25 protein-coding genes and 1 pseudogene are annotated in these 23,235 nt (G+C 49.4%); 20 read left to right on the plus strand and 6 right to left on the minus strand.

The window, feature by feature from the left end; genetic code table 11:
- Window positions 1-490 precede the first annotated feature (490 nt).
- From A372_RS34550 to A372_RS0122500, 7 genes are all read left to right on the plus strand, one after another.
- Window positions 491-1,456, plus strand: coding sequence for a tyrosine-type recombinase/integrase (locus A372_RS34550; RefSeq protein ID WP_019423160.1), 966 nt, complete (start codon window positions 491-493; stop codon window positions 1,454-1,456).
- A 157-nt stretch (window positions 1,457-1,613) separates the two neighbouring features.
- Window positions 1,614-4,217 carry a flippase-like domain-containing protein gene (locus tag A372_RS0122475; RefSeq protein WP_019423161.1) on the plus strand — a complete coding sequence of 868 codons (2,604 nt, stop codon included), beginning with the start codon at window positions 1,614-1,616 and terminating at the stop codon, window positions 4,215-4,217.
- A 164-nt stretch (window positions 4,218-4,381) separates the two neighbouring features.
- The gene (locus A372_RS34555) at window positions 4,382-4,756 is read left to right on the plus strand and encodes a CidA/LrgA family protein (RefSeq protein ID WP_019423162.1); all 375 of its coding nucleotides are present in this window, start codon (window positions 4,382-4,384) and stop codon (window positions 4,754-4,756) included.
- Window positions 4,753-5,445: an LrgB family protein gene (locus A372_RS0122485; protein WP_019423163.1), complete on the plus strand. Its 693-nt coding sequence runs from the start codon at window positions 4,753-4,755 to the stop codon at window positions 5,443-5,445. The genes A372_RS34555 and A372_RS0122485 overlap by 4 nt, the downstream gene beginning before the upstream one ends.
- A 93-nt stretch (window positions 5,446-5,538) precedes the next feature.
- Complete coding sequence (locus A372_RS0122490; RefSeq protein WP_019423164.1) at window positions 5,539-6,678, plus strand: hypothetical protein; 1,140 nt, start codon at window positions 5,539-5,541, stop codon at window positions 6,676-6,678.
- A gap of 162 nt (window positions 6,679-6,840) precedes the next feature.
- Entirely contained in the window at window positions 6,841-8,265 is a 1,425-nt protein-coding gene (locus A372_RS0122495) for a copper amine oxidase N-terminal domain-containing protein (protein WP_019423165.1), read from the plus strand.
- Window positions 8,266-8,355: 90 nt separating this feature from the next.
- Window positions 8,356-8,604 (plus strand): hypothetical protein, encoded by a 249-nt coding sequence (locus A372_RS0122500; RefSeq protein ID WP_157259661.1) that lies wholly within the window; start codon window positions 8,356-8,358, stop codon window positions 8,602-8,604.
- Window positions 8,605-8,777: 173 nt separating this feature from the next.
- On the opposite strand, the pseudogene A372_RS36595 reads toward A372_RS0122500, so the two are convergent.
- Both A372_RS36595 and A372_RS34560 read right to left on the minus strand, forming a co-directional pair.
- Window positions 8,778-8,956, minus strand: a pseudogene (locus A372_RS36595) (acetyltransferase); the annotation flags it as partial.
- A 187-nt stretch (window positions 8,957-9,143) separates the two neighbouring features.
- Entirely contained in the window at window positions 9,144-9,653 is a 510-nt protein-coding gene (locus A372_RS34560; RefSeq protein WP_019423167.1) for a LysR substrate-binding domain-containing protein, read from the minus strand.
- Window positions 9,654-9,872: 219 nt separating this feature from the next.
- On the opposite strand from A372_RS34560, the gene A372_RS0122510 reads away from it, so the two are divergent.
- On the plus strand, window positions 9,873-10,943 hold the full coding sequence (locus A372_RS0122510) for an SDR family oxidoreductase (RefSeq protein ID WP_019423168.1): 1,071 nt from the start codon (window positions 9,873-9,875) through the stop codon (window positions 10,941-10,943).
- Window positions 10,944-11,002: 59 nt separating this feature from the next.
- Here the strand turns inward: A372_RS0122510 and A372_RS0122515 are convergent, their stop codons facing one another.
- Together A372_RS0122515 and A372_RS0122520 are read right to left on the minus strand one after the other, a co-directional pair.
- On the minus strand, window positions 11,003-11,371 hold the full coding sequence (locus A372_RS0122515; protein WP_019423169.1) for a winged helix-turn-helix transcriptional regulator: 369 nt from the start codon (window positions 11,369-11,371) through the stop codon (window positions 11,003-11,005).
- Between the two features lie 149 nt (window positions 11,372-11,520).
- Complete coding sequence (locus A372_RS0122520; protein WP_026011231.1) at window positions 11,521-11,865, minus strand: DUF6262 family protein; 345 nt, start codon at window positions 11,863-11,865, stop codon at window positions 11,521-11,523.
- Between the two features lie 288 nt (window positions 11,866-12,153).
- On the opposite strand from A372_RS0122520, the gene A372_RS36600 reads away from it, so the two are divergent.
- Together A372_RS36600 and A372_RS37580 are read left to right on the plus strand one after the other, a co-directional pair.
- Complete coding sequence (locus tag A372_RS36600; protein WP_083858917.1) at window positions 12,154-12,348, plus strand: hypothetical protein; 195 nt, start codon at window positions 12,154-12,156, stop codon at window positions 12,346-12,348.
- A gap of 202 nt (window positions 12,349-12,550) precedes the next feature.
- Complete coding sequence (locus A372_RS37580) at window positions 12,551-12,703, plus strand: hypothetical protein (RefSeq protein ID WP_019423171.1); 153 nt, start codon at window positions 12,551-12,553, stop codon at window positions 12,701-12,703.
- 95 nt (window positions 12,704-12,798) lie between these two features.
- Here A372_RS37580 and A372_RS0122530 read toward each other — a convergent pair whose 3' ends face one another.
- Window positions 12,799-13,779 carry a DMT family transporter gene (locus tag A372_RS0122530; RefSeq protein WP_019423172.1) on the minus strand — a complete coding sequence of 327 codons (981 nt, stop codon included), beginning with the start codon at window positions 13,777-13,779 and terminating at the stop codon, window positions 12,799-12,801.
- A gap of 119 nt (window positions 13,780-13,898) precedes the next feature.
- Here A372_RS0122530 and A372_RS0122535 point away from each other — a divergent pair, with 119 nt between their 5' ends.
- The 6 genes from A372_RS0122535 to A372_RS0122565 all read left to right on the plus strand — a co-directional run bounded on the left by A372_RS0122535 (window position 13,899) and on the right by A372_RS0122565 (window position 17,824).
- Window positions 13,899-14,468, plus strand: coding sequence for a helix-turn-helix domain-containing protein (locus tag A372_RS0122535; protein ID WP_019423173.1), 570 nt, complete (start codon window positions 13,899-13,901; stop codon window positions 14,466-14,468).
- 46 nt (window positions 14,469-14,514) lie between these two features.
- Entirely contained in the window at window positions 14,515-14,934 is a 420-nt protein-coding gene (locus A372_RS0122540; RefSeq protein ID WP_019423174.1) for a thiol-disulfide oxidoreductase DCC family protein, read from the plus strand.
- Window positions 14,935-15,067: 133 nt separating this feature from the next.
- Window positions 15,068-15,907: a hypothetical protein gene (locus A372_RS0122545; protein WP_157259662.1), complete on the plus strand. Its 840-nt coding sequence runs from the start codon at window positions 15,068-15,070 to the stop codon at window positions 15,905-15,907.
- A 334-nt stretch (window positions 15,908-16,241) separates the two neighbouring features.
- Window positions 16,242-16,841 carry a phosphotransferase gene (locus A372_RS39315; protein WP_026011232.1) on the plus strand — a complete coding sequence of 200 codons (600 nt, stop codon included), beginning with the start codon at window positions 16,242-16,244 and terminating at the stop codon, window positions 16,839-16,841.
- On the plus strand, window positions 16,748-17,221 hold the full coding sequence (locus A372_RS39320) for a phosphotransferase (RefSeq protein ID WP_083858918.1): 474 nt from the start codon (window positions 16,748-16,750) through the stop codon (window positions 17,219-17,221). Before A372_RS39315 ends, A372_RS39320 begins: the two co-directional genes overlap by 94 nt.
- A 174-nt stretch (window positions 17,222-17,395) precedes the next feature.
- On the plus strand, window positions 17,396-17,824 hold the full coding sequence (locus A372_RS0122565) for a VOC family protein (protein WP_019423177.1): 429 nt from the start codon (window positions 17,396-17,398) through the stop codon (window positions 17,822-17,824).
- A 164-nt stretch (window positions 17,825-17,988) separates the two neighbouring features.
- On the opposite strand, the gene A372_RS0122570 is transcribed toward A372_RS0122565, so the two are convergent.
- On the minus strand, window positions 17,989-19,107 hold the full coding sequence (locus A372_RS0122570) for a mandelate racemase/muconate lactonizing enzyme family protein (protein WP_026011234.1): 1,119 nt from the start codon (window positions 19,105-19,107) through the stop codon (window positions 17,989-17,991).
- A 206-nt stretch (window positions 19,108-19,313) separates the two neighbouring features.
- On the opposite strand from A372_RS0122570, the gene A372_RS0122575 reads away from it, so the two are divergent.
- The 4 genes from A372_RS0122575 (at window position 19,314) to A372_RS0122595 (ending at window position 23,176) form a co-directional block, all read left to right on the plus strand.
- Complete coding sequence (locus tag A372_RS0122575) at window positions 19,314-19,709, plus strand: hypothetical protein (protein ID WP_019423179.1); 396 nt, start codon at window positions 19,314-19,316, stop codon at window positions 19,707-19,709.
- Between the two features lie 33 nt (window positions 19,710-19,742).
- On the plus strand, window positions 19,743-20,339 hold the full coding sequence (locus A372_RS0122580; RefSeq protein ID WP_019423180.1) for a gluconate 2-dehydrogenase subunit 3 family protein: 597 nt from the start codon (window positions 19,743-19,745) through the stop codon (window positions 20,337-20,339).
- Window positions 20,336-21,910: a GMC family oxidoreductase gene (locus A372_RS0122585; protein ID WP_019423181.1), complete on the plus strand. Its 1,575-nt coding sequence runs from the start codon at window positions 20,336-20,338 to the stop codon at window positions 21,908-21,910. The genes A372_RS0122580 and A372_RS0122585 overlap by 4 nt, the downstream gene beginning before the upstream one ends.
- A 390-nt stretch (window positions 21,911-22,300) precedes the next feature.
- Entirely contained in the window at window positions 22,301-23,176 is an 876-nt protein-coding gene (locus A372_RS0122595; protein WP_019423183.1) for a hypothetical protein, read from the plus strand.
- Window positions 23,177-23,235: the final 59 nt, after the last annotated feature.

A 23,235-nucleotide genomic window follows, 5' to 3' on the forward strand; every position in this document is an offset into this window, starting at 1 on the left:
CAATGATATAAGTATTCTAGCTCTTGCTTTCACTCTCCCATTTGTTCAGAAATGTTAGTGGCGGTAGAATAGGATGATCTTTTGTGATTATAGTCAGTCAATAAGCAATCCTTTCTAATGTCATTCTTACACATTCAAATGCGATCAAACAGGAAAAAATAACTTTCTTATTCTGAAGTGAAGGGAGAGTGACGCAAAGAGCGTGATAGCCAACGTTGTACTGAAGTGAGGGGAGAATGGAGCAAAGAGAGTGAACAGAGAACGTGAACGGGATGTTCTAAGGAAGTGGGAGAGTGAAGCAAAGGGGATGAACGTTAACATGATAATGGAAAATAAAACATTTAAATAGCAGTAATAGGAATTAAAAGGCGCTAATTAATGTGGATAGTTGCCCCCGGGCGCTGATATTTGCGTCTCTAAACAGAAATTGCGTATAATAATGATTATACGCAATTATTTGCGAGTGACTTAAAGGGAAGGAGAATGCAGCATGAGCCTTACCCGGCATGATTTAACTGCGCTATATGAAGAACCTCTCGAAGCTTTCCGTTTATGGATGATGAACGCGGGGTATACCTCCTATACGAAGAAAAATTATATGGGTGATGTCAGTCATTTTCTACGGACGATAGAAGGAAAACCGGTAGAACAGGTAACGAAGCTGCAGGTGCTCGCTTTTCTGGCTCAAGTGAAGTCGTCTGGCGTAAGTGATGCGACGCGAAACCGGAAGCATTGCGCGATAACGAGCTTTTATAGAGCGTTGAATGATCTGGAGATCACTACGGTTAATCCGGCTGCCGGTGTGAAGAAGTCGAAGACGGAGACGAATCGGGCCCCGGTCTATTTGGAGCCGAATCAAGTTCAGCAGTTCCTGTCGCGAGCGGATGGCAAATACCGCAATCGCAACTTGGCTGTTCTGATGCTGATGTCCTATGCGGGACTGCGGGTCGGCGAAGTGCATCGGCTTAATATGGCGGATTACCATGCAGAGCGCCATACCATTGAAGTATTGGGAAAAGGGCGCAAGTGGCGCACGATTCCATTGCCGCTGGCCGTCTCGAATCAGCTGCAGCTAGCGCTGCAAGAGCGGTTAACGCCGTGGCGAGCTGGAGAAGATGCGTTTTTCATTTCGCAAAAAGGCCGCAGGCTGTCCATTCGCAACATTCAATATATTGCTGAACAAGCATTCGATAGTCTGCAAAGAGAGGAAGGGCGGATGCGTGCAGGCAGAGGCCGTTCGTATTCCTGTCATAAATTAAGACACTCCTTCGCGACACTGCTATTGCGAAGCGGGGCGGACATTCGCACAGTTCAGGAAATGCTCGGGCACGCGTCCATTCAGACGACTACCGTCTATACTCATGTCTCGGATAAGCAAAAAGAAGAAGCGATTCAGCGACTTCAACCGTATATCTTGGAAGAGGATGTTGATATTTTGAATAGTAATGAAACGTAATGGAACGTAATGGAACGTATTATAGTTACATAAAATATATTATGTTAACTAAATGAATTGATTTCCTATTTTATACCGCGAAAATACGGCTTGGCACGTATAACAAGCTTACCCTCATAACAGACTAGTTCTATACATGGTAAAAAGGAGGGGTTCAATGAATGCGATAAAATTGAGGTTACAAGCGCTTTTGAAACATAAGCGGCTCGTCCAAACGCTAAAAATCGCCTTTCCTATAGCCGTCATCATATTTGTATTTTTTCAAGGGAAGAAGGAATTATCCCGGTTTTCTCTCAAAGAATCGTTGCATGCGATCCGTCTCATCTCCAGCGATTATTTTACAGGACTGATCGTGCTGGGCGGAATGGCCGTCGCTACGATGTTCTTCTATGATGTCCTGCTCTTGCGCTCGATTAAGGTGCCGGTCAGTCTTGGCAAAACCTTCCGCATCTCATGGATATCAAATACGTTTAACGGGATCGTGGGATTTGGCGGCATCGCGGGCGTTGGCATACGGACGATACTGTATCGGGAATTTACTGGAGACGCCAACCGGCTGCTCATAGCGATCGCATGGATGGCCCCTTCCATGATCAGCGGGTTATCGCTGCTCGGTATTCTGGTTATATGCGGTGTCTTCCCGGCATCTGTTCTGCTTGCAGCCAAAGGCTGGCTGTGGATCGTACTGATTGCTGTTGCCTTGTTTTTCCCGGCTTATTTGGCATTTTCCCGTTGGAAGGGCAGAACAAATGCGAGTGCTAAGCTTACGTTTGGCTATACGATCGTGTCCTTTATTGAATGGCTGGCTGCAGGCTCGGTTGCCTATGTCATTCTGTTTCTGCTCAAAGCCGATATAACTTATTTCGAAGTCATTGGTATTTTTACCGTCAGTGCCATCGCCGGACTGATCAGCATGGTGCCTGGCGGCTTCGGAACGTTCGACATTACATACTTAGTAGGCTTGCAGGCACTTGGTGTAGCGGATAGCACCGTGTTTACGGCGCTTCTCCTATATCGGATCGTGTATTATTTTATCCCGTTTGCAGTAGGATTAATATTTGCGGCATTTGAATTCGGCGGAGTGGCGGTCAAGAAGTTCGAGGATCATCCGACACTAGCATCTTACATTGAGTCAGGAAGCATCATCTGGTTTATCCAGCGATCGCTGTGGAACTCGCTCTCATCTTGGTCTGTCGTCATTCTCATGTTCATGACTTCGATCTTCCTGGCAACCTATACGCTGTCTGAGCCGTATTGGGATCAGTCTGCGTTCATCCTGCCCTTTTTCCACGGGGATATTTACCCCATCGTCAATGGCATCGTGCTAGGGACCAGCTTGCTGATGCTGCTGATGTTAAAGGGATTATTTGAGCGGACGATAAGGGCGTATGTCATTACATCAGTCGCTCTCGGGCTATGTACACTGCTAACGTTCCTCATTGGGACAAGCATTCGACATACGCTGTGGCTGGCCGGAATGCTGCTGTTTCTTATTTTACTGCGGCCGCAGTTTACCAGATATCGTTATCCGGTAACGAAGAGCATGATTGTTTTTACGACTTTGTTTATGAGCATTCTCCTGCTATTTTATACGTTGGTAGGATTTATTCTTGCGGAATATACCGCGGAAGCGGGCGCTGCCGCATACACGTTAACTTATTCTCAATTTACAACTACTTTATTAACGGGGTTAACTGCAGCCTTCCTATTGTATACGATCGGCTACATCGTGTTTGAGCGGCATTTGCGTGAGCCACTCGGACGCAATTGGCGCACCGATGACGATCCGTTATTGACAGGTGGGAACGCTTGGATGTATCGGGTCATTCCTAATAAACGCATATTCGCCGTGCATGGGGAACAGATCAGGTTCCCGTTCATTATCAAGGGCCGTCGTGTCATTATGCTCGGCATGCCGGTACTGAACTGCACGCCATCGAAAGAGCATGATGCTCTGTTTGCTTTATATGAGCAAGCCGATCGATATGGCCTTGATATTGTCTTTCATCAAGTCGGAATGCATGGCATGCCGCTGCTTCACGATTATGGCAATGATTTTATCAAGATTGGCGAGACTGCGCGTTATGAGCTGACGGAGCCGAAGAATGGACCACCTCTTCACCGGTATGAGGTGCTTCATTATCCGCTCGATCCTTATTTAGTGAATGAAGTCATTCATACCGTTAACCATTGGGACGGGCAGCCGCCTGGATATGGTCCGACGCTGAAGCAGCTGTTGACTGTAGGAGATGAGGCGCTGCGTCTTGTTCTCCTGCACTCGGATGTCGAGCGCTGCATCGGCTATGCTGTGTTACGGTGGAAGAGAAGCGAACAGACGATGACGATCGAAGATATACGAACGAAATATGCATTCGATCATCCGGAACAAGAGCATGTGCTGAAGCAGCTGCAAGACATTCTTGTCTGGTTAGGACAGCATCATCACTGCAATAAGCTTGTTTCCAGCCTTATTCCATTGTCTCACGTGGAAACGTACCGGGCTCCGTATCTCTGGTCAGAGCGCACGGCGATCGCCATGTTCCGTCAAATGCGCGACCTGTATCCGCTGAGCAATCAGCGCCGGTTGTGGGAGAAGCTGTTCGATGTATCGTGGGAGCCGCAATATATTGCCTTTCGCAAGCAGCGTCATATGAATTGGACCGTATGGCGCGTAACTCGGACGATGAGCCGGATTCGCTGGTGGAGAGAGAAAGATCACAGTAATTCGTTAAAAATCGTGAAAATGAATGAAAATAGATGAAAAGGGTTGGGGACGGTTCCCAGCCCTTTTTCACGTAAAAAACCGCTTACAACACGGGTTTCCTCCCGTAATCTCCTGTGGGACACGATATCTTCTTCTGATACAATAAGGGTGGTCTTAGGAACGGTGTTCATCCAAGTCAATACATCAGAAGGTGGTTCCTTATGCTTGGTTTTGCAATCTTGCTTAGTTTTAACATTTTGGGGGTATGGCTGCACAATTTGCTGCATCTGCCGTTACCGGGCAACGTGCTCGGTCTCGTCTTATTTCTTATCGCGCTCGGCATGAAATGGATAAAGTTAGAGTGGGTTGAGCATTCGGCTCAATTTTTGCTTGATCATATGCTATTGTTCTTCATCCCTTACGTGGTTGGGATTGTTGCTTTCATGCCTGTTCTGGAAGCGCATTGGGTCAGCATTTCTGCCGGAATCGTAGGGAGCACGCTCATCGTGCTGTGGGTTACCGGATTTGTAGCGTCTAAGCTGCAGAAGTTCACAGTCGAAGATCAAGCCCCGAAGAGAAAGGAGGATGCAGCATGAATGTGCTAGCTTGGACACAGCAGCCGCTATTCGGTATTGCGGCTACGATTGTCGTATATGCTGTGTCACGGATATTGCACGTCCGCTTCAAATGGATGCATCCCATCCTGTTTTGCTCCATCGTGTTGATTGGATTTTTGACAATCGCCAACGTTCCATTGGATCATTACAAGGTAGGGGCGGACATATTGTCGCTCGTGCTCGGGCCTGCGACTATCGCATTGGGCGTGCCGATTTATAAATATCGTCATCTAGTAAAGAAGCAGTTCAAAGCAATCTGCTTGTCCATTACGTGCGGTTCTCTCGTCGGCATCGTCAGTGTCGCCGCGATTATGCTAAGTCTGGACGGAGCGCGTGAGGTCGTGCTCAGCATGCTGCCGAAGTCGGTCAGCTCGCCTATCGCCGTCGAAATATCGAAGTCGCTCGGGGCCATGCCAGAATTGTCTGCTGTCTTTACCGTATTCACCGGGGTCGTCGGGAGTTTGTTCGGAACCGCATTTTTGCGGATGACGGGGATTCGCGATGAGGTGTCGCTCGGCATTGCGCTGGGAACGGCGGCGCACGGCTTCGGCACGGCGAAGAGCTTGGCTGATTCCGAGAAGCAGGGGACATTCAGCGGCTTGGCAATGGGTCTCGCAGGACTGATTACGTCCATATTGTTTACGCCCATTTATATGTTTTTCATGTAGTGAAGGCAGGGAATCCTGTCTTTTTTGCATTGGAAAAAAAACGAAACTTATTGCGCTTTACATACGTTTTACTCTATGAAAGGGGTTGAAACCGTGAAAGCAACGTTATGGGCATGGGGAATTCTGTTAGGCTTGAGTCTGCCTTCTATAGCCGGTGCGGCAGGCGCATATACTGCTGAGGAAGCCTATAAAGATCCTCGTAGCGGAGCAATCTATTATAATCTTACACGCGATGGGAACGACAAATATGACAGGCGTGTAATTGTCCGCACACCAGATGGCGAATGGAAGAAATGGGATGAAAGAATCAAGTCGATGCAAACCGATCCGAACTGGAAACAATTGCGCTTGGACACGACCTATCTTGACAGCTATGACATGGCGATGCAGTATTCGTATGATCCATTGGACCAGGAGGTCGTAAAGGGCAGAGTGTTCGAACCGTCTCCGAACGGTAAATGGGGATTGAATGAACGCGCATATTATACGAAAGATGAACAAGGCAGCAGCCACAAAAATTATGGCTATCTCCTGAAAAACAATCAGACTGGCGAGACGAAAGAATGGCTGCGGACGTCATATATGACTGGCGCAACTTGGGTATATGACAATCGAATCGTGTACAGTTACATGAATGACAAGGCCAAACAAGAAGAAATTATCGCATACAATCCGGAAACGGATAAAACGGAGCGGATTGCATCAGGGAACTTTCGCAGAATCAATCCGGCTAAGGGCTATATTATTTATACGCTGAATAAACCGGATCGTCCGCTTTATTTGTATGACATAAAAACGAAGAAGTCGCAGCCGCTCAAGAGCTGGGAAGAGGCAGAAACATTTTTGCCTAAGAATGAACAGCTGCGGGACGCAACGTCCGATCTGCCGCAGGATTTTGACTTGGATGCCATTCCGGAAGAATCTATTCCTGTTAAGCTGCGCACGGATTATGTCATTCAACTGGACGATCGGGAAGTACGGTTGCCGCTGGTGTTCTCTGTGCAAGGAAAGCAGCTCATACCCGTCAAGCAGCTGGTGGATGAACTGGGCTGGAAGCTGACGAAGCTGCAGTCGAAGGAGCTGGAGTTCCGCTACACGCTTGCCAACGGGAGCAGCAGCATCGAGATGAACCCAAGCAACACGCGGCTTGATGGCGGCACGCTCTACATGACGGCTGAGCAAATCAAGCAGCTTGGCTACAAAGAGGTAAGCATTGTCCATCAGCCCGAATGATGAATTCAGATAACAAAAAGTTGGAAAGCACTCCGCTATGAGGAGTGCTTTTTGATATTTTTATAACAAGCAACCATACATCCGGGACTAGAGTCATGGTACAATAGATTGGAAAATGCTGCCGAACGGTGGCGACATAGATAACTTTTTGGAGGGGTAAACTTGAAGAAGAGACAGAGCATTTGGAAGTGGATGCTTGTCTCGGCACTGCTGCTGTCCTGTATCGGCAATGCCGGACAGGCTGCCGCTGCCGCTGACGGAGCAGCGGGGAGCACGATTACCATGCACCAGTTCAGTGTGCTGGAGTGGAACGGGAAACGGACGTACGTCAGCAGAGATTTATACGTGCTTGAAGACAACGTGATGTATTTGTCTCCCAAGGCATTCAGTGAAGTGTTCGGGATGAAATACAACTATGACAAAGGCAAAAAACTGTTGACTTTGACAGACGAGCAGCATGCCTATGAACTAACGGTCGGTTCGAAGCAAGCGAAAGCAGATGGAGAAGCAATGACGATGAAGCATGCGCTCGAATCGATTGATGGCAAAATTGCTGTTCCGCTAAGCTTTAGCGCCTCCATCCGTCAGGCGCAATTGAAGTCTGTAGACTATTTCGTAGGCATGTATACCAACCCTATTGCTGCCGAAGATTCATTGCGCGCAGCGTATGAGAAGGTGAGCGGTCCGTACGACAAAGCATATTCCGCCTATGAGAAAGCCTACAATGCCTACGAAAGCGCCGTCAATCAAAATCTGTACTATGTCCAAGGCGATATTGCAGGCTTCGATCCGATCCATATGATGGGCACGAGTGAAGCGCAGAGCAGCCACATGATGGCAGAATTGTTCAACCAGACAAACATTGTCGTACAGAATCCGGACAAATCCAAAATCTCGAACAACCGTTATTCCGGATATCATTATTTCGTGAAGACAGGGACGGGGCACAATTTTTTGGGCGAGCCCGTAAGCATTTATTATTTCGGAGCGCCGAGCGCCTCCATTCAGAAGAACATCAACGCGAAGAAGAGCACGCTTGCAAAAGCGGAAGCGGCGCTGCGCACGCAGAACAAGCCGCACGATACTGCCGTCAACAATTGGGTGCAGGCCGTGAAGAGCCACTACAAGAAGAAGGGCGCAAGCAATCCGAAAGTACTCGGACAGATGGCTACGCACTTGTATGTTCTCTATTTGGATACCGGTGCTTATAAATTCGATGACGAAGCTAAAGCGATTGCCAAATCTCTTGAAAAATCCAGCCAGCATACATACTGGCTCGTCCGTGCCGTCTTCGATGAAGGCGACTTCCGCGAGCGGTTCGAATATTTCTATAAGCAGAACAAAGGCGAAGCAATGAGCCTTATCTATAAGCCAGAGCAGTTCAAAGCTGGCGCCGAAGTGCTGTACAACATGAAGATGTATGACGATGCACTCGCAATGGCCAATGAGGCGAAGCAGGGCGGGCAGAAGGTAGACAAGCTGCTCGAGAAACTGAAGGTTCAGCTGGCTAAGGCTAGCGAGGACAAGGCGAAGCAGGATACAGATGCAGCCTTGGCGGCTAAGGTTGCGGCTGAAATGCCCGCATAAACAGCATGGGAGAGCGAGTACAAGGCGCTGCTGGCCCAATTCAAGACAGACTATACGAAGAAGTATGGCAACCTTGAAGCGTTGCAGAGCTTGACCTTCGAGCAATCCGATGCGCAGGCGCAAGAGATTAAGATGAAGTACAGCGAGCCGTTGGCGAAGCTGAAAAAGGATATGGGCACATTCCAATATGTCGATATCCAAGCTGCCAAAGACAGCATTAGCAGCTTCGAACAGACGATCGGTTACGTCTCCTCGGGTGCGCCAGAGGTGAATTTGAGTTTATCCAAGCAAACGCTCCACAATGCGCTGATCAATATGGGATTGACCAGCGCCATGTAGAAGGCGCGGGCTGCGGCAGGGGAAAACCTTGACCGCAGCCTTTTTTTGACCGAGCGCGGTAACGAACATAGGAAAGCTGCCCTCGTTAGAGCATGTTCCAGTCAGCATATGTCCGAGCAGCGCATGACGCAACAATAATGCGCGTTTATTGACGGCACTGCCATTGGTCACTATTTGGTGTCCAATAATTCTGCAATGATGTCGTCTGAGAATCGTTTCTTGATTTCCTTGGCAGGGTTTCCGCCGACTACGGTGTAAGGTTGAACGTCTTTTACAACGACCGATTTGGCTGCGATAATCGCGCCATCTTCGATCGTTACGCCGGCATGATGGTTGCATCCATACCGATCCACTAGTGTTCGAAGAAAATAAAGACTTAGACTGGAGTTGTTGATTTGACGCGGTTTTGGAGATGGAGAACCGTCAGCTGTTGAGAAATAAGTATTAGACTGAACCCCGTAAAGACGCAGCCACAGTCTGAGACTTGTAAATAAAGTCTTAGACTGCGGCCGCTGCAATGATTAAACTATCATTCCCCGTTAACAGGAAATCCTCGATAGGGATTCGCGAGCAACATTGAGAAAAGCAAGGATTGCCGGTGAAATCCATTTTTCTCTATGCCAGGCCATCTGTGTCGCTACTCTAAGCTCTGACATCTCCCAAGGAAGGACAACGAGTTCTCCTCTTTCCAGCTCACCCGATACGGCCAATTGAGGAAGAAATGCAATTCCAATGCTGGAGATTGCGCATTGTTTTATTGCTTCAGCACTTGAAAATTCCAAATTCATATGTAATCTATCGATTCCTTCCCGGGCTAAAGCCTGATCAAAAAAGGTTCTGTACGTACAGCCTTTTTCGTTCAGAAGCAGAAGTTCTCCACGTAAATCTTCCAAATGAATTTCACTTTTTTTCGTGAGGGGATGGTTCGGTGCTGCGTAGAGTCTAAATGGTTCTTCCAATAAGAGCTCAATTAAAAGTCCCGATGAATAAATGGGTTGGTCAAGTATGAACACAACATCATTTCTACCGTCGTACAGACTCTGTTTCAAATCCTCGTTGGGTGTCGCTTTGAAAAGCTAGCGCTGAGTATACCCATCCACCATGATGATTAAGAAAACAAAGAGAGAGTTGACTGACTTCTTTTCGTCTGAAAATACCACGATTACTTTAAAGTGCTTATGTCACTTTAATGTGCGTACTTCCCATGTATGGTTAGTTGATGCAAAATAATGTTGTACAAAGAATAGTACAGAAGGAGCTGAAACACTATGAATATTGAATCTACAACAACACGCAAAGTCGCCTTGGTCGTGGGTGCAAATGGTGTTATAGGTCGCAACCTCATCGATCACCTCATCACTCTCCCTGATTGGGACGTGATCGGCGTATCGCGTCGCGGTGGAGAATCTAGCAACCGTGTTCGATATGTAGCTGCGGATCTGCTCAATATAGACGAGCTTCACGAGAAGTTAAGCGATTTAACTGAGGTAACACACATTTTTTATGCTGCTTACCAAGACCGTCCAACTTGGGCTGAACTTGTTCCACCGAATCTCGCCATGTTAGTGAACATCATAGAAGTGATCGAACCAATCGCGTCGGGCTTGAAACATGTCAGTCTGATGCAGGGATACAAGGTATACGGCGCACATCTCGGCCCGTTCAAAACTCCTGCTCGTGAGACAGACGCCAACCACATGCCTCCTGAGTTCAATATTGATCAGCAAGATTTCTTAGAACAACGGCAAAAAGGTAAGGCTTGGACTTGGTCGGCACTCCGTCCTTCTGTAGTCTGCGGCTTCTCGCTTGGAAATCCGATGAACCTCGCAATGGTCATAGCGATTTACGCTTCAATTTCGAAGGAACTTGGAATACCTTTGCGGTTTCCAGGTAAGCCGGGAGCTTACAACAGCCTCTTGGAGATGACAGACGCTGGGCTTCTCGCAAAGGCAACAGTATGGGCGGCGACCGACGAGCGCTGTGCGAATCAGGCATTCAACATTACGAATGGCGATCTGTTTCGTTGGAATGAGTTATGGCCGAAGATCGCTCAATACTTTGGCATGGAAACAGCGCCCCCGTTGCAGATGTCTCTGGACGTTGTCATGGCGGACAAGGAGCAGCTTTGGAACAAAATGGTTGAGAAGCATGGGCTTGCTCGGAATTCCTATAAAGATGTATCCTCTTGGCTATTCGGCGATTTCGTGTTTGCATGGGATTACGATTTTTTTGCGGACGGAACTAAGGCTCGTCGTTTAGGCTTTCACGAATTCGTCGATACCGAAGCAATGTTTATGAACATCTTCGACGACTTCCGCAAGCGTAAAGTTATCCCATAAACTACCGTATAAAATAAGAAAGCCGACCTTGTATATTGGGTCGGTTTCTTAACTGTTATTTAGTCTGTAAGCATTGAATTAACCAGAACGGTAGCCTTTCCCTCGTGCTTTCTCTCTATATGCGAATCCCCCCAACGGCACATCAGATGTAGGAGTTCCTTTAGACTCCATCCGTAGTCTGTCAACTCATACTCAACTCTCGGTGGTACCTGATTATAGGAAATGCGTAAGATGACGCCCTCTTCTTCAAGCTCCCGAAGGTGCTGCGTTAACATCTTTTGAGTAATTGCGGGAATCAAGCTCTTAAATTCATTATTACGTTTCTTACCAAATGTCAGATGAAAGAGAATAACAGGTTTCCATTTCCCACCAATTACCTCTAAAGTTGCCTCTACTGCAGTGTTGTAAATTTTTTCAGTCTTTTTCACACAACTTGCCCCTTTTCGAATGTTTCGACTCAGGTCATTGGTAACTCCTGATGAATTGGAACAATTAAATGGCCCTATTAAACATTATAACTACAACTAAAATATTACGCTATCCTGCCAGTTAGTTGAATAAGGTAACAGACATTTCCTCAAATCTTTTGAAAGACCTCTGCATAGGAAAACTTAAGTTGTAGTCGCAACTCTTTATTTTCTTCTTCAAGCCTATACATCTTTCGTTTTAGCGAGGCAATGATGGCGTCCTTGTTGTTTTTATCCATCTCTCGCTTGATTTGTTTTGGTGTCGGCACTTGAGCTTGCTGTTGACGTAGCGATTCAATGCGTCCTCGTATCTCAGGATTGTTATAGAGCGTTGCTTTGCTAACGCCAGCATCAACTGCCACACTATTAAAGTTGATGTTCTCCTTAGCTTTTATTAGCCGTCTACTTGCCTCATGAACCTGCTTTAAATGCGCTCTGCGATCGTAATTAGACATGTTTTAGTGCTTGGTCCGGAAGTGTCCAAGGGGATTAGGGGGCTTAATAGATCTATTGTACAAAATCCAATGGATAGAGCAGTGCGCGACACAGACACAGCTGGAAACGGTCAATAGTACATCGCGCTAAAAAGTAGATAGCCGTTTCATGCTTTCGATAGAGGCAGATTGAGAATGGCAGGTATGTTCTCCTCAAAATTTGGACAAACTAGATTATGTGATTTAATTCACATACGTTAGCACAAATTCATGATATAGTTAAGCCATAAAGAAGAGGGAGTGAGAATAATGAGAACATTCAAAACGTTTGAAACCAATACAGATACAGTAACCCGCAACTACCTCCAACTTTGCTATATGTGTGATGATAAGCATCAATGCACAACCGAAGAAACGTGCCGTCAATGCTGGGCAGACCAAGGCCTTGCTCCAGAACTGTGTAAAGAAGAAACTCGTGATTTGCTGAACGCTTACTACGCATAAGAAAAACTACATTTAGCTTACAAAACATTGTGAAAATAATAACTTACCATGGTTCCTTTTACCTTCTGATGATAACAATTAAAACCTCCGGTTGCTGCCGGAGGTTTTGTCGTATGTAGCGATATATACATGAAAAATATAGTGTTGGCAAACGGTCTTTGTTATGATGATCATTGGAGAGATTGGAGAGGGGAATTTTTTTATGCCTCTGACGTTGGTCGTATTTCACCAAAGCACCGACATCGGAATGTTGAATCGAGATCCGTTGGATATGTTGGACCAGCACCACGCTGAGGTATTGCACGGGATAATGGATCTGGATTTTGCTTTTCTTGAATCTGAATTGCGCACGTAGCACGCTGCAGCAGGCTGTCTTTAAGCGCAGTTGCTTGATAAACGTAATGAAAGCTGACGCTGGAATCATACAGGCGTCAGCTTTCTATTTGGAGGTTACACGCTGTTGTCCTTTACCGCCACAGCGGGCTTCGCCGGAGCAAAACGTCTGCCCGACAAGCTGGTCGCAATCATGCCGATGATGACGATAATCATGCCGACCATCGACCATCCTTGCGGGAACGTACCGCTCAGTAGGAGAACTTCACCCAAGACCGTAAATATCATGGTTCCGGATTGGGTGGATTCGACTGCGGCCAACAGCACCGTGTTATGCTTCGCCATATCAGTGGCCAGGAAGAATAGCAAGCTGGCGATGACACCGGAGCAAATCGCGAGCAGCAGCGCCTGAACCATTTGCGAACCTGTCGGCCAACCGACGGTGGCTGTGCCGTAAGCGCCGAGCAGCAACGCAATTGGCAGGCTGCTGAGCGCCATGCCTAGCGTGCGCTGGAAGGTGTCCAACTTGCCGTGACACAGTTCCATCATTTTGCGGTTGCCGAGCGGATACAGAAATGCGGCGATGAGCACCGGAATAAATCCGGATAGCAGCTCAGCCGTCGTTATTTGTCCCGCTTCCGTCACTTGCATCAGGATGACACCGATTAATATAATGACAGATATCCGCAAGCTTTTGTAGGGGATAGCTTGACGCACTTTCCGTGGACCTTCCTCCGAAGGAACGGTGACGAAGAACAGCGGAGACAGCAAGGCTCCTGCCAGTATCGTAATCTGCCACGTTCCGGAAGTGAGCCAGGATGGAGCGTAGACGGCCGCGAAGCTTAACAACGAATAAAAGCCGACCCCGCCAAGGGTGCCCCATAGCAGCCATTGAAACGGATGCTTGCGCATTTCGCGGAACAAGCCTGGCAAATTGCCGCGGAAGGCGACAATAGCAATGAGAAAGGGAAGCGCGAGCAGGAAGCGGAGCGATGCGGTCCAAGCCCAGCTCGTTCCTGACAGGTTCATGGCGCGGTTGATAATGAAGGTCGCCGAGAAGAACAGCGACGATAATATGCCGACAAGTATGGCTCTCACAACATTCACCTCGTTGATAATCATTTTCAATTGTTTACAGTTAAGTATGATATACTATAATTTATAAAAAGTAAATTAAAATATATTTAGTTGTTACTCGTAAAGGATGGGATGCGCTCATGAAGCCTGTTCAAGAAGATGAAACGAAGATGCTGATGCAGTCGGTCGGCTGCAATTTACGCAAGCTGAGGAAAGACCGGAAGCTCAGCCTGGAAGAACTCGCGTCGCTAACCGGCGTGAGTAAATTGACGCTTGGGAACATCGAGCGCGGGGAAACGAATCCGACCATCGGAATGATGTGGAAAATTTCGAAGCAGCTGTCAATTCCGTTAATGGCGCTGCTGAAGCCGGAAAATGCCGTATCGATATCACGGGCCGGTCAAGGACCGAAATATGACAGCGACAATCCAGGCTGGACGCTGGAGCCCATGTTCAGCGATGTCAGGGAGAAGCTGGAGATGCACCGCGCGTACGTACAGCCGCATACCGTATACATCCCGGAAAGCCATCATGCCGGTACGATGGAAATCCTCACGGTAATGACGGGAACTATCGAATTGACGATCGGGGATGAATCGTATACGCTGAATACGTTCGATTCCATTCAATTCTCGGCTACGGAATCGCACCAGTACAAGAACGTCAGCAATGAAGAGACGGTATTGCATTTGACTATGTGTTACCCTTGAAATATATAAAGACTTGAACGGGATAGCAACAAAAGGGAGGAGAAGGATGAATGTGCGGAAGCGTCTTCTGATCGAGGTGTATTATGACGGCTGGTGCCCGTTATGCAAAGGCATTCGCCGGCGTTTGGAGCGCTGGGACTGGCTCGGATGCCTGCGATTCTATTCCATCCGCAATCCGGAAGAAATCCAGCATGTGTCCGTATCTCCTCAAGAACTTGAAGCACGGATGCATGTGCGAACCGTTCATGACGGCCGCATGCAGTCCGGTATCGCAGCGGTTCATAAGCTGTGCACACGCGTACCGCTCCTCATGCCTATCAGCCCGTTCGTCTGGCTCGGCATGAAGTCAGGCATTGGAGACAAGCTGTACGATTGGATTGCCACCCGGCGCAGCATCGTGCCATCTGGAGCTTGCGATGATCAAGGCTGTTCGATTCATCAAGGCCATTTGGATAAAAAGAACTGATTCTACCCGTCAAATCCTGATGATCAAAGGTGCCATTGCGAAGGGAAGCATAAGAAAAATAGGTATTTTGCTCGATTGGTTCCTTTCTTCTCTACAAGGTAAGATGATAGAAAGCAGTTGATAGAAGGGATGCATGATGACAAAACGAGGATACGCAGCTACATCCAAACGTAATGTCAGGCGGACTGCCAAGCGGGGCGTCAGCGGCTGGTTCATCTTTTTCCTCATTGCCGACCTGTTGGTCTTTGGCGGCTTCGGATTGATGTACAGCGAATCCAAAGGCTGGGAGAATGCGCTGGAGCAAGCGCAAGAGGTACAGGCGCTTGGACCCGATACGAGCGGCATCGTAGCGGTGACGGGTCCGCTGCAGTCCGTCTTGCCGGCGCGTGATGATCATTTGGCCGATGATTATGCGCTCTTGGTGAAGCAGGAACGCGAATGGTCCTGCAATTCCAGAAAATGCGCCTATACGATCCGATACCTATCTACGGTTGGAAGTACGGAAGGATTGACGATAAACGGAATTCCGTTAATGTCATCCGTGTATCGTCTGACGGACCAGCCAGTAATACTCGGGGAAGAGGTCTTGAGCCAGAGCGGACAGACCGTCGAAGATGGGGACGTTCTCATCTTGGAACCTAAGGGGAAAGCGCTGTCGTACGAAGGCATAGCTTTAGGTCAGCAGGTTACCGTCGTCGGTGAGGCGAAGGAAGGGAAGCTGGTGCCGATGCAGTTCCCGAACGGCTCGGATGCGGTCACCTTTGCCGGAATGACCCCGCATCAACCAAGCGAGGAAGTTGAAATGCCGAAGGCAGGATATGTCGTCGGCGATTCACTGGAGGCTGTGCGCCAACATGAAGCAGGGATGCAGCATACATTGGCCTGGGTGGCCTTGTTCGCGGCCGTCTTGTTCATGCCAGCGACCTTGTTCACGGCCCCGTGGCCTGATCGTTCCCGCAGGCGCAGGGGGTAACGGACGTCTCGCGCGGAGCGCTTGTAGAAATTATTCCTGTCTTTTCCTGCGTGAGTATGCTATAACCCGATCAACTTGAATGGAAGGGAGTGAGAATGAACGATGATGAAGTTAATGATTTGCAATGCTGACTTATCGTTTCGTTGCCCCTCACTTTCCTGTACGGATGCGTAACCTGCACCAATTATGGGTGTATTGAGCCATGGCGATGAGAGCCATGGCTTTTTTGCGCTTTTTTATGGATATAGCTGTCATGGTCGGGGGAGCGGACGCAATAATCATTAACTTCGAGTTTGGTAAAGCAAGACGATAAATCAAACCGAGGTGATGTCAAATGATGAAGTTGAGCACGATGAAGAAAATTGTGGCGACGTTGAATGAAAACTGGCAAAGTCCGCTGGGGGAGAAAACAATGGAGCGGTGGGAGCACGATCCCGGCTCGCTCTATTATGTCCGCTCAAGCGCGAATTCTGTCTTTTCATTCACGAGACAGGGCGTGCGGCGTTATCTTCGATTCAATGATGAATGCGAAAGAATACGAGCGTCGATCGAAGCGGAAATGGACGTGCTGTTATATTTACGAGAGCAGTCTATCCGTGCAGGTCAACCGGTGAAATCCCGGAATGGCCGTTACGTGGAAGAAGTGCCGACACAGTGGGGAACGTTCCATGCGACGGTGTTCGAAGCGGTAGAAGGGAACCAAATCGATGATGAGCAGCTTACGGAGGAGCAATTCGTTGCGTGGGGCCGGGGGCTTGGCCGTCTGCACCACATCTTCAAGCAGAGACATCGGAGCGCCGTCCAGACTGGCGGAATCACCTTGAATCCGTCAGAGATACAGTGCCGGCGGAAGAAGAGGCGATTCATCGGGAACTGGGATTGGTTCTGCAATGGGCGGAGAGGTTGGAGCAAACGGAGGATACGTATGGGCTGATACATTATGATTTCGATTTGGATAACCAGCATTGGGTTGGGGATGATGTGGGCGTATTTGATTTCGACGAATGTGCCCGTTATTGGTATGCGGCCGATATTGCATTTACCCTAAAGGATTTGTGGCTGGAAGGTACTGAGGGCGCGCATCCAGGAATTCAGCAGTTTGTGCGCGGATATGCGCTAGAAACATCTGTTGATCCACTGCTGCCGGAGCAAATTCCATGGTTTATCCGCATGTATGAACCTATTCTCTATGCAGACCTGTACCGCAGTGTTGATATTGATCCAACCAGCGATCATCCCGAATGGTTAATGGGATTAAGAAAGAAGCTGATTGATGTGATGGATGACATCCGGAGTAAAATTCAACAGCGTTAAACTTACAGAGGCAAATCAAAAAGGTTAAGCTATAAAATCGCATTACATTAATGAAATTATAGTGTTTTGCCTAATCGGCACAGGAGACCGGACTGTATAGCGGACGCGTCGGTGCGGTAAATTATAGGCGGCTGCTCAGGATTCACGATTTGAATGATAGCGGAGGTTGATTGCATGAAAGCGAAAATCGTGCCTTACTTAATGTTCAACGGTCAGGCGGAAGAAGCGATGAAAAACTACATTTCCCTGTTCGGAGGCGGTGAGATTGTTACCGTTTCCCGATATGGGGAGGCGAAGAGCAATGTGGAATGGACCATTTCTGATGCCGACGCTGATAAGCTGATTCATGCCGAATTCACGTTAGCCGGACAAACGATGTATTGCGCAGACAGCTTAGGTTGTCCGTCCGATAAAGCAGATGGGCACAAAGTGGCGTTGACCGTGTCGTGTGAGTCCGAAGAGGAAATCAATCGCTTGTACGAGCAGTTGTCACTGGGCGGCCAAGTGTTCATGCCGTTACAGGACACATTTTGGAAATCGAAATTCGCAGTGCTTGAAGATCGGTACAGCATCCGCTGGCAGTTGGATTTCCCGAATCGATAATACAAGAGCACGGAGGAAGATATGTAGAAGGCGAAGCGGATGCTTCGCCTTTCCTATCAACCGCGTCGCACCGACTCATACCCTTGCCCTCTGCGACTGCGGGCGGGGTGCCTCGGCCTTGAAGGGAAGGAATACGAAAGAGACGAGCGGCGGGAAATCACGAGCTACCAATAGCGGGAGCCGTCCCAACGATAATGGCGGAGCAACTCTTCATCGACCTCAAGCCCGATTCCGATCCCTGACGGAATGCGGACCATGCCTTGCTCGGCCTGAAGCGGCACGATAGCATTGAACGGATTATCCATCACATCCCATTCGACAGGCTCGATGGAATCTTGCTCCATCTTGCTCCATGGCTTCAGGCAAGCTTGCGCATATAAGGCATAACAGCGTGCAAGCGCCCCGTCATAAGTGTGCGGCGAGACGCGCACTCCGGCGAATCGCGCCAGCTGCAGGATCCCGCGATATTCATCCAGATCGCCGACATGAACCGGATCTGGCTGAATAATATCGAAGGCTTGCTGCTGCACGGCGTTCATGAATATTCTCGCCTCCGCCACATTCTCGCCTCCACTTATCGGAAGGCTCAGCTTTTGCCTGCAATAGAGATATTGTTCCCACTGATGCATCGGCAGAGGCTCCTCAAACCACATCCAATTGTCCCACTGTCCGATGAGTGGCTGCCAAGCGCATGCCGCTGCCGCGTCGTAGCTCTGATTGGCATCGAGCGCGAGTGCGATGTGTCCGCCGAAGCGGGATTGAAGGGAATGAATATGCCGCATGTCATCGGCGAGCGGCTTCCCGCCCACCTTCACTTTCATATGCGTAAAGCCTTGAGCGAGCGCTTCCTCAATCCGCCGGAGCGAAACGTTCTCCCACGTGTCATCTTCCGTATACGTTTGAAATGAGGCATAAACAGGAACTTGTTCGCGCAACGGTCCGCCCCATAACCCGCATATCGATTGTCCCCTTCTGCGGGCGGCGATGTCCGTAAGCGCCATGCTGACGGCTGAAGCCGGGCGGGTATGCCAACTGCCGATCGTCTGAACGATTTTTGACCGCAATCGGGCGTCTTGGCCGAGAAGGTAGGGAATAATCTGCTCCCGGAAGGTGCACTCCAAGGCAGGCAGCCACCCCGAGCACTCTCCCCATCCGGTTATACCGGATTCTGTCACCAAGCGGACAAGATAGGTGGAGCGGTATGCTTTCGGCCCGTTGGCGTCACCGTATGGCTTCGGATTCCGGTACAGCAGCGGGAACGTGTCTATATGTGTAATTCGCAGTGGGATCACCTCTACATTTCATGCAATTGTTTTGCTGCATCTTTCTGATTAACGAACCTTTATCTAGTATGCAAAGCCGTGGCTGTTACTATGAACCGGCTTATCATATATGCACAGACCGGAGCTCCGTTTTTCATCGTGACGGATACGGGGAGAAGAGAAAGGAAATATTAGGTGTAACGATGATATGAAAAGAGGGAAGCAGCATGGAGTGGGCGTCTTGGTCGCTGGACCGTGTCCTTATCTTGTTCGTCAGCCTTGCTTTTTTGATGATTGGCATTCAAGTGACGTTATATCACTACCGGCAAAATTTCCACCATGCGGCCATGTGGGTGCCGGTAATCGCAACACCCGTTTTTTTCGTTGCAGGCCTCTTGCTTTCGTTCAACAACGCGAGTTGGATAAGGGGGTTGTTCCAAGTGCTCATGTGGATAGGGGCAGTTGCCGGTCTAGCCGGATTCTACTTTCATGTGAGCGGCGTGGGCAAGCGTGTCGGAGGATGGGCGTTCCGGAATTTTCTCATCGGGCCTCCCGTTGTGCTGCCGCTGATGATAACGGCAATGAGCGCCTTGGGCTTGGTAGCCTTGTATTGGACCGTCTAAGGATAATCATGGTGAAGACAGGGGGTTAAAGCTATGGCTAAAAAGAGTCATTATCCTTCGTTCGATGTGATGAAGGAACGGGACGAATGGGATTCACATACGCAGGACATCGTAACCGAGCGGTTGCGCGAAGATACAACTTGCCAGTCGTTGCAGGAATTAGAGCTCGCGACACTTGGCGCAGTCTGCAGGTTGCTCGTCGACGATGATCGCGATAATGTCATTTTATACATATTGGTGCACTTTGATCAGATTATAACGAGTAAAACAGGGGAGGGACAGCGCAAAACCGGAGTGCCGGAAGAAAAGACACTCATACGGGAAGGTCTTCAACTATTGGATAATAAGGCCCTGAACGAACATGGGGCGCCGTTCGACCAATTGGAGGGGGCAGAGCAATCTGAGATTTTGGAGCGGTTAAGCCAGGGCAAGCTTCAGATCTCACCGGAATGGACTGCTCTTAAGCAGAAAGGGCTATTCAAGAAGCTACTTGGCACGGCAATCGATGCGTACTGCTCTTATCCGGACATATGGTCCGAGATTGGGTACGCGGGTCCGGCATATCCGCGAGGATATGTCCGGGGCGATATCGGTCAGCTCGACCCATGGGAGGCGAAGACGGAGGCATGATTACACGGAAGTATGCCAATGAAGAGGCCGATGTCGTCATCGTCGGCGCCGGAGCGGCTGGCGGCGTGTTGGCCAAGGAATTGAGCGAAGCGGGCCTGCGCGTCGTCGTGTTGGAGGCGGGGCCTTTCCGCGATCCGCAGTCCGACTTCGCAAGTGACGAGCTCACCATGAAGAACTTAGGCTGGCAGGACACACGCATCGTGGACGGGAACAATCCGCTGAAGATGGGACACAACAACTCCGGCCGGGGCGTAGGCGGTGGAACGGTCCATTTTACGGCCGTCTTCCTGCGGTTTCACGAATCGGATTTTCGTGTGAAATCGGTAGACGGCGTGGGCGAGAACTGGCCGATAACATATCAGGATCTAGAGCCATATTATTTGCGCAACGAACAGGAAATTGCTGTATCCGGGCCAAAGCATTTCCCGTGGGGCAGCTATCACGGCCCGTACCCGTATCCGGAGCGCGAGCCGCTCAGTCCGAACGCTTATACATTTATGCAGGGGTGTGAGAAGCTGGGCATCCTCTCTTCCGTGCCGCCGCTTGCCATCCTGTCCGCACCGTTCGAAGGCCGTCCTCCATGTATCAACCGCGGCTTTTGCAATCAAGGATGCATGCCGAATTCGAAGTTCAGTACGTTAATTGTTCATATTCCAAAAGCGATGCAGGCGGGCGCGGAAGTGTTGGCGGATTGCATGGTGACCCAGGTGCTCATGAAGCCCGACGGCAAGGCTTCCGGAGTGGAGTTCATGCACAAAGGGAAGAAGTATAAGCAGCTGGCGAAGGTCGTCATCTTGTCCGCATACGCAGTTGAGACGCCGCGCTTGCTGCTCCATTCGGCGAATGCGCAATTCCCGGATGGGCTGGCTAACAGCAGCGGATGGGTAGGCAAGGCCATCATGCCGCATTCCAGTCATGATGTGTACGCCAAATTCGATCGTGACATTCGGCTGTATAAAGGCACTCCCGTGCTCGCGACTACCCAGGATTTCTATGAGACCGATCGGGAACGTGGATTCGTGCGAGGCTATTCGCTGCATGCGCACGGGGCCCGTCCCGTCAGCTTCGGACAAGCGATCAGCCAATCGCAGTCAGGTCCGCTCTGGGGCAAAAGGCTGCGGGAGGAAATGCTCGATTACAACTATTACGCCCGTGCAACCATGGTCGGCGAGGTGCTTCCGAATCCGGACAACCGGGTCTCGCTGGCCGAGGAGAAGGACGAGTATGGGCTGCCCCGGGCGAAAGTAACGTTCAGCTACGGTGAGAATGATCGCAAGCTCATCGATCATGCGGTGGTAACGATGAGCTCCATCTTGGAGGCGGCGGGTGGTCATGTCCGGTTTGTTGTCCCCGATACGGCGCATTTGATGGGCGGTTGCCGCATGGGCAACGATGCCCGTTCATCGGTCGTCAACTCTTATGGACAGAGTCACGACATTCCGAACCTGTTCGTATGCGATGCGAGCATCTTCGTCACGTCTGGTGGAGCGAATCCGACGAACACGGTCATGGCATTGGCACTTCGGACCGCAGATTATATCAAGGAGCAGGCCAAGCGCAGAGAACTGTAAACGCATGAGCGGGAAATAGGCACACATGATGAATTGGCATGGGAAATATAGTTGACACAGTTTGGAAGAGAACATAAAATAAAATGGATTCAATCATACACATGCAAAGCGAAAGGAGGCGGAACTCATGTTGATGGAGAATGCGAACGTTCCATTTAACCTATTCATATATTCCGTCCCGATTAGCGCGCGAGCAGCGGGAAGCATTGCATTCTCCCGCTAGACACGTTGGCATGTTACAGATTTGTTGCCGTAATGAACGACTGCAGGGGACGGATTCCTGCGGTCTTTTTGATCTGGATCGGCGTATGCCGTGAAATAACAGCCGCAGGGATGTTCCTGCGGCTATTTGTGCGCCCGTGGACGACGGGTAAAGGAGAGAGAAGAAGGATGAAAAACACCAAGTTGATTATTGTTGAAGGTGTAGCAGGTTCGGGCAAGACGACGACAGCGCAGCACATCTATGACAAGCTTCGGGAGCGGGGGGTTGTGGCTGAGCTGTATGTGGAAGGCAACACGGATCATCCAGCGGATTACGAATATACCGCCTGTCTAACGGAAGAACAGTTCAAGGAGCTGATGCGCCTATTCCCGCATGAGCGGGATACGGTATTGGCCTGTACAGTACATGAGGACGAGGATTACTTGTTCTGCTATGGCCGAATGCATGCAATGGCTGGAGGGGAGCGGTCCGATCCGTCCAAGCAGGCTGTAATGAATGCGATCATCCAGCATGTGCGTCCGTATGATATTTACGACGGTCTGCCGATGGAGAAGTATTGCGAGCTGCTGCTATCACGTTGGGAACGATTCGGAGCGCGCGCTGCCGCAGAGGAGAAGGTATATATTTTCGAATGCTGCTTCCTGCAAAATACGCTTTGCGCCATGCTCGTGCGGCATCATGCAGCCCGCCGGAACATCCTGTCGTTCATACTGGACCTGGCCGAGCGGGTGCGGAAGCTCGAGCCCGTGTTGTTCTATTATGATCAGTCAGATATACGGGACACGCTGGAACGTGCGGCGATTACCCGGTCATCATCATGGTATGAAGGCTTCCTGAATTATCACACATCACAAGGCTACGGATTAGCGCATGGCTTGACGGGACTGGAAGGCTGCCTTGAGGTGCTGCGTGAACGCAAAAGCATCGAGAAAGAGGTATTGAAGCTTCTCCCTTGGAAACATTTCATTCTGGATAACTCAGGCTACGATTGGGAGACGTGTTTGGAGCAAGTAGATCGATTTTTAGAAAATAAATTAACGTAATATTTATTATGTAAACTTATATTGGAATCACAACTTCAATATAAGTTGAATTGAAATCA

It is taken from the genome of Paenibacillus sp. OSY-SE (genome assembly GCF_000283315.1).
Lineage (GTDB): Bacteria > Bacillota > Bacilli > Paenibacillales > Paenibacillaceae > Paenibacillus_B > Paenibacillus_B profundus.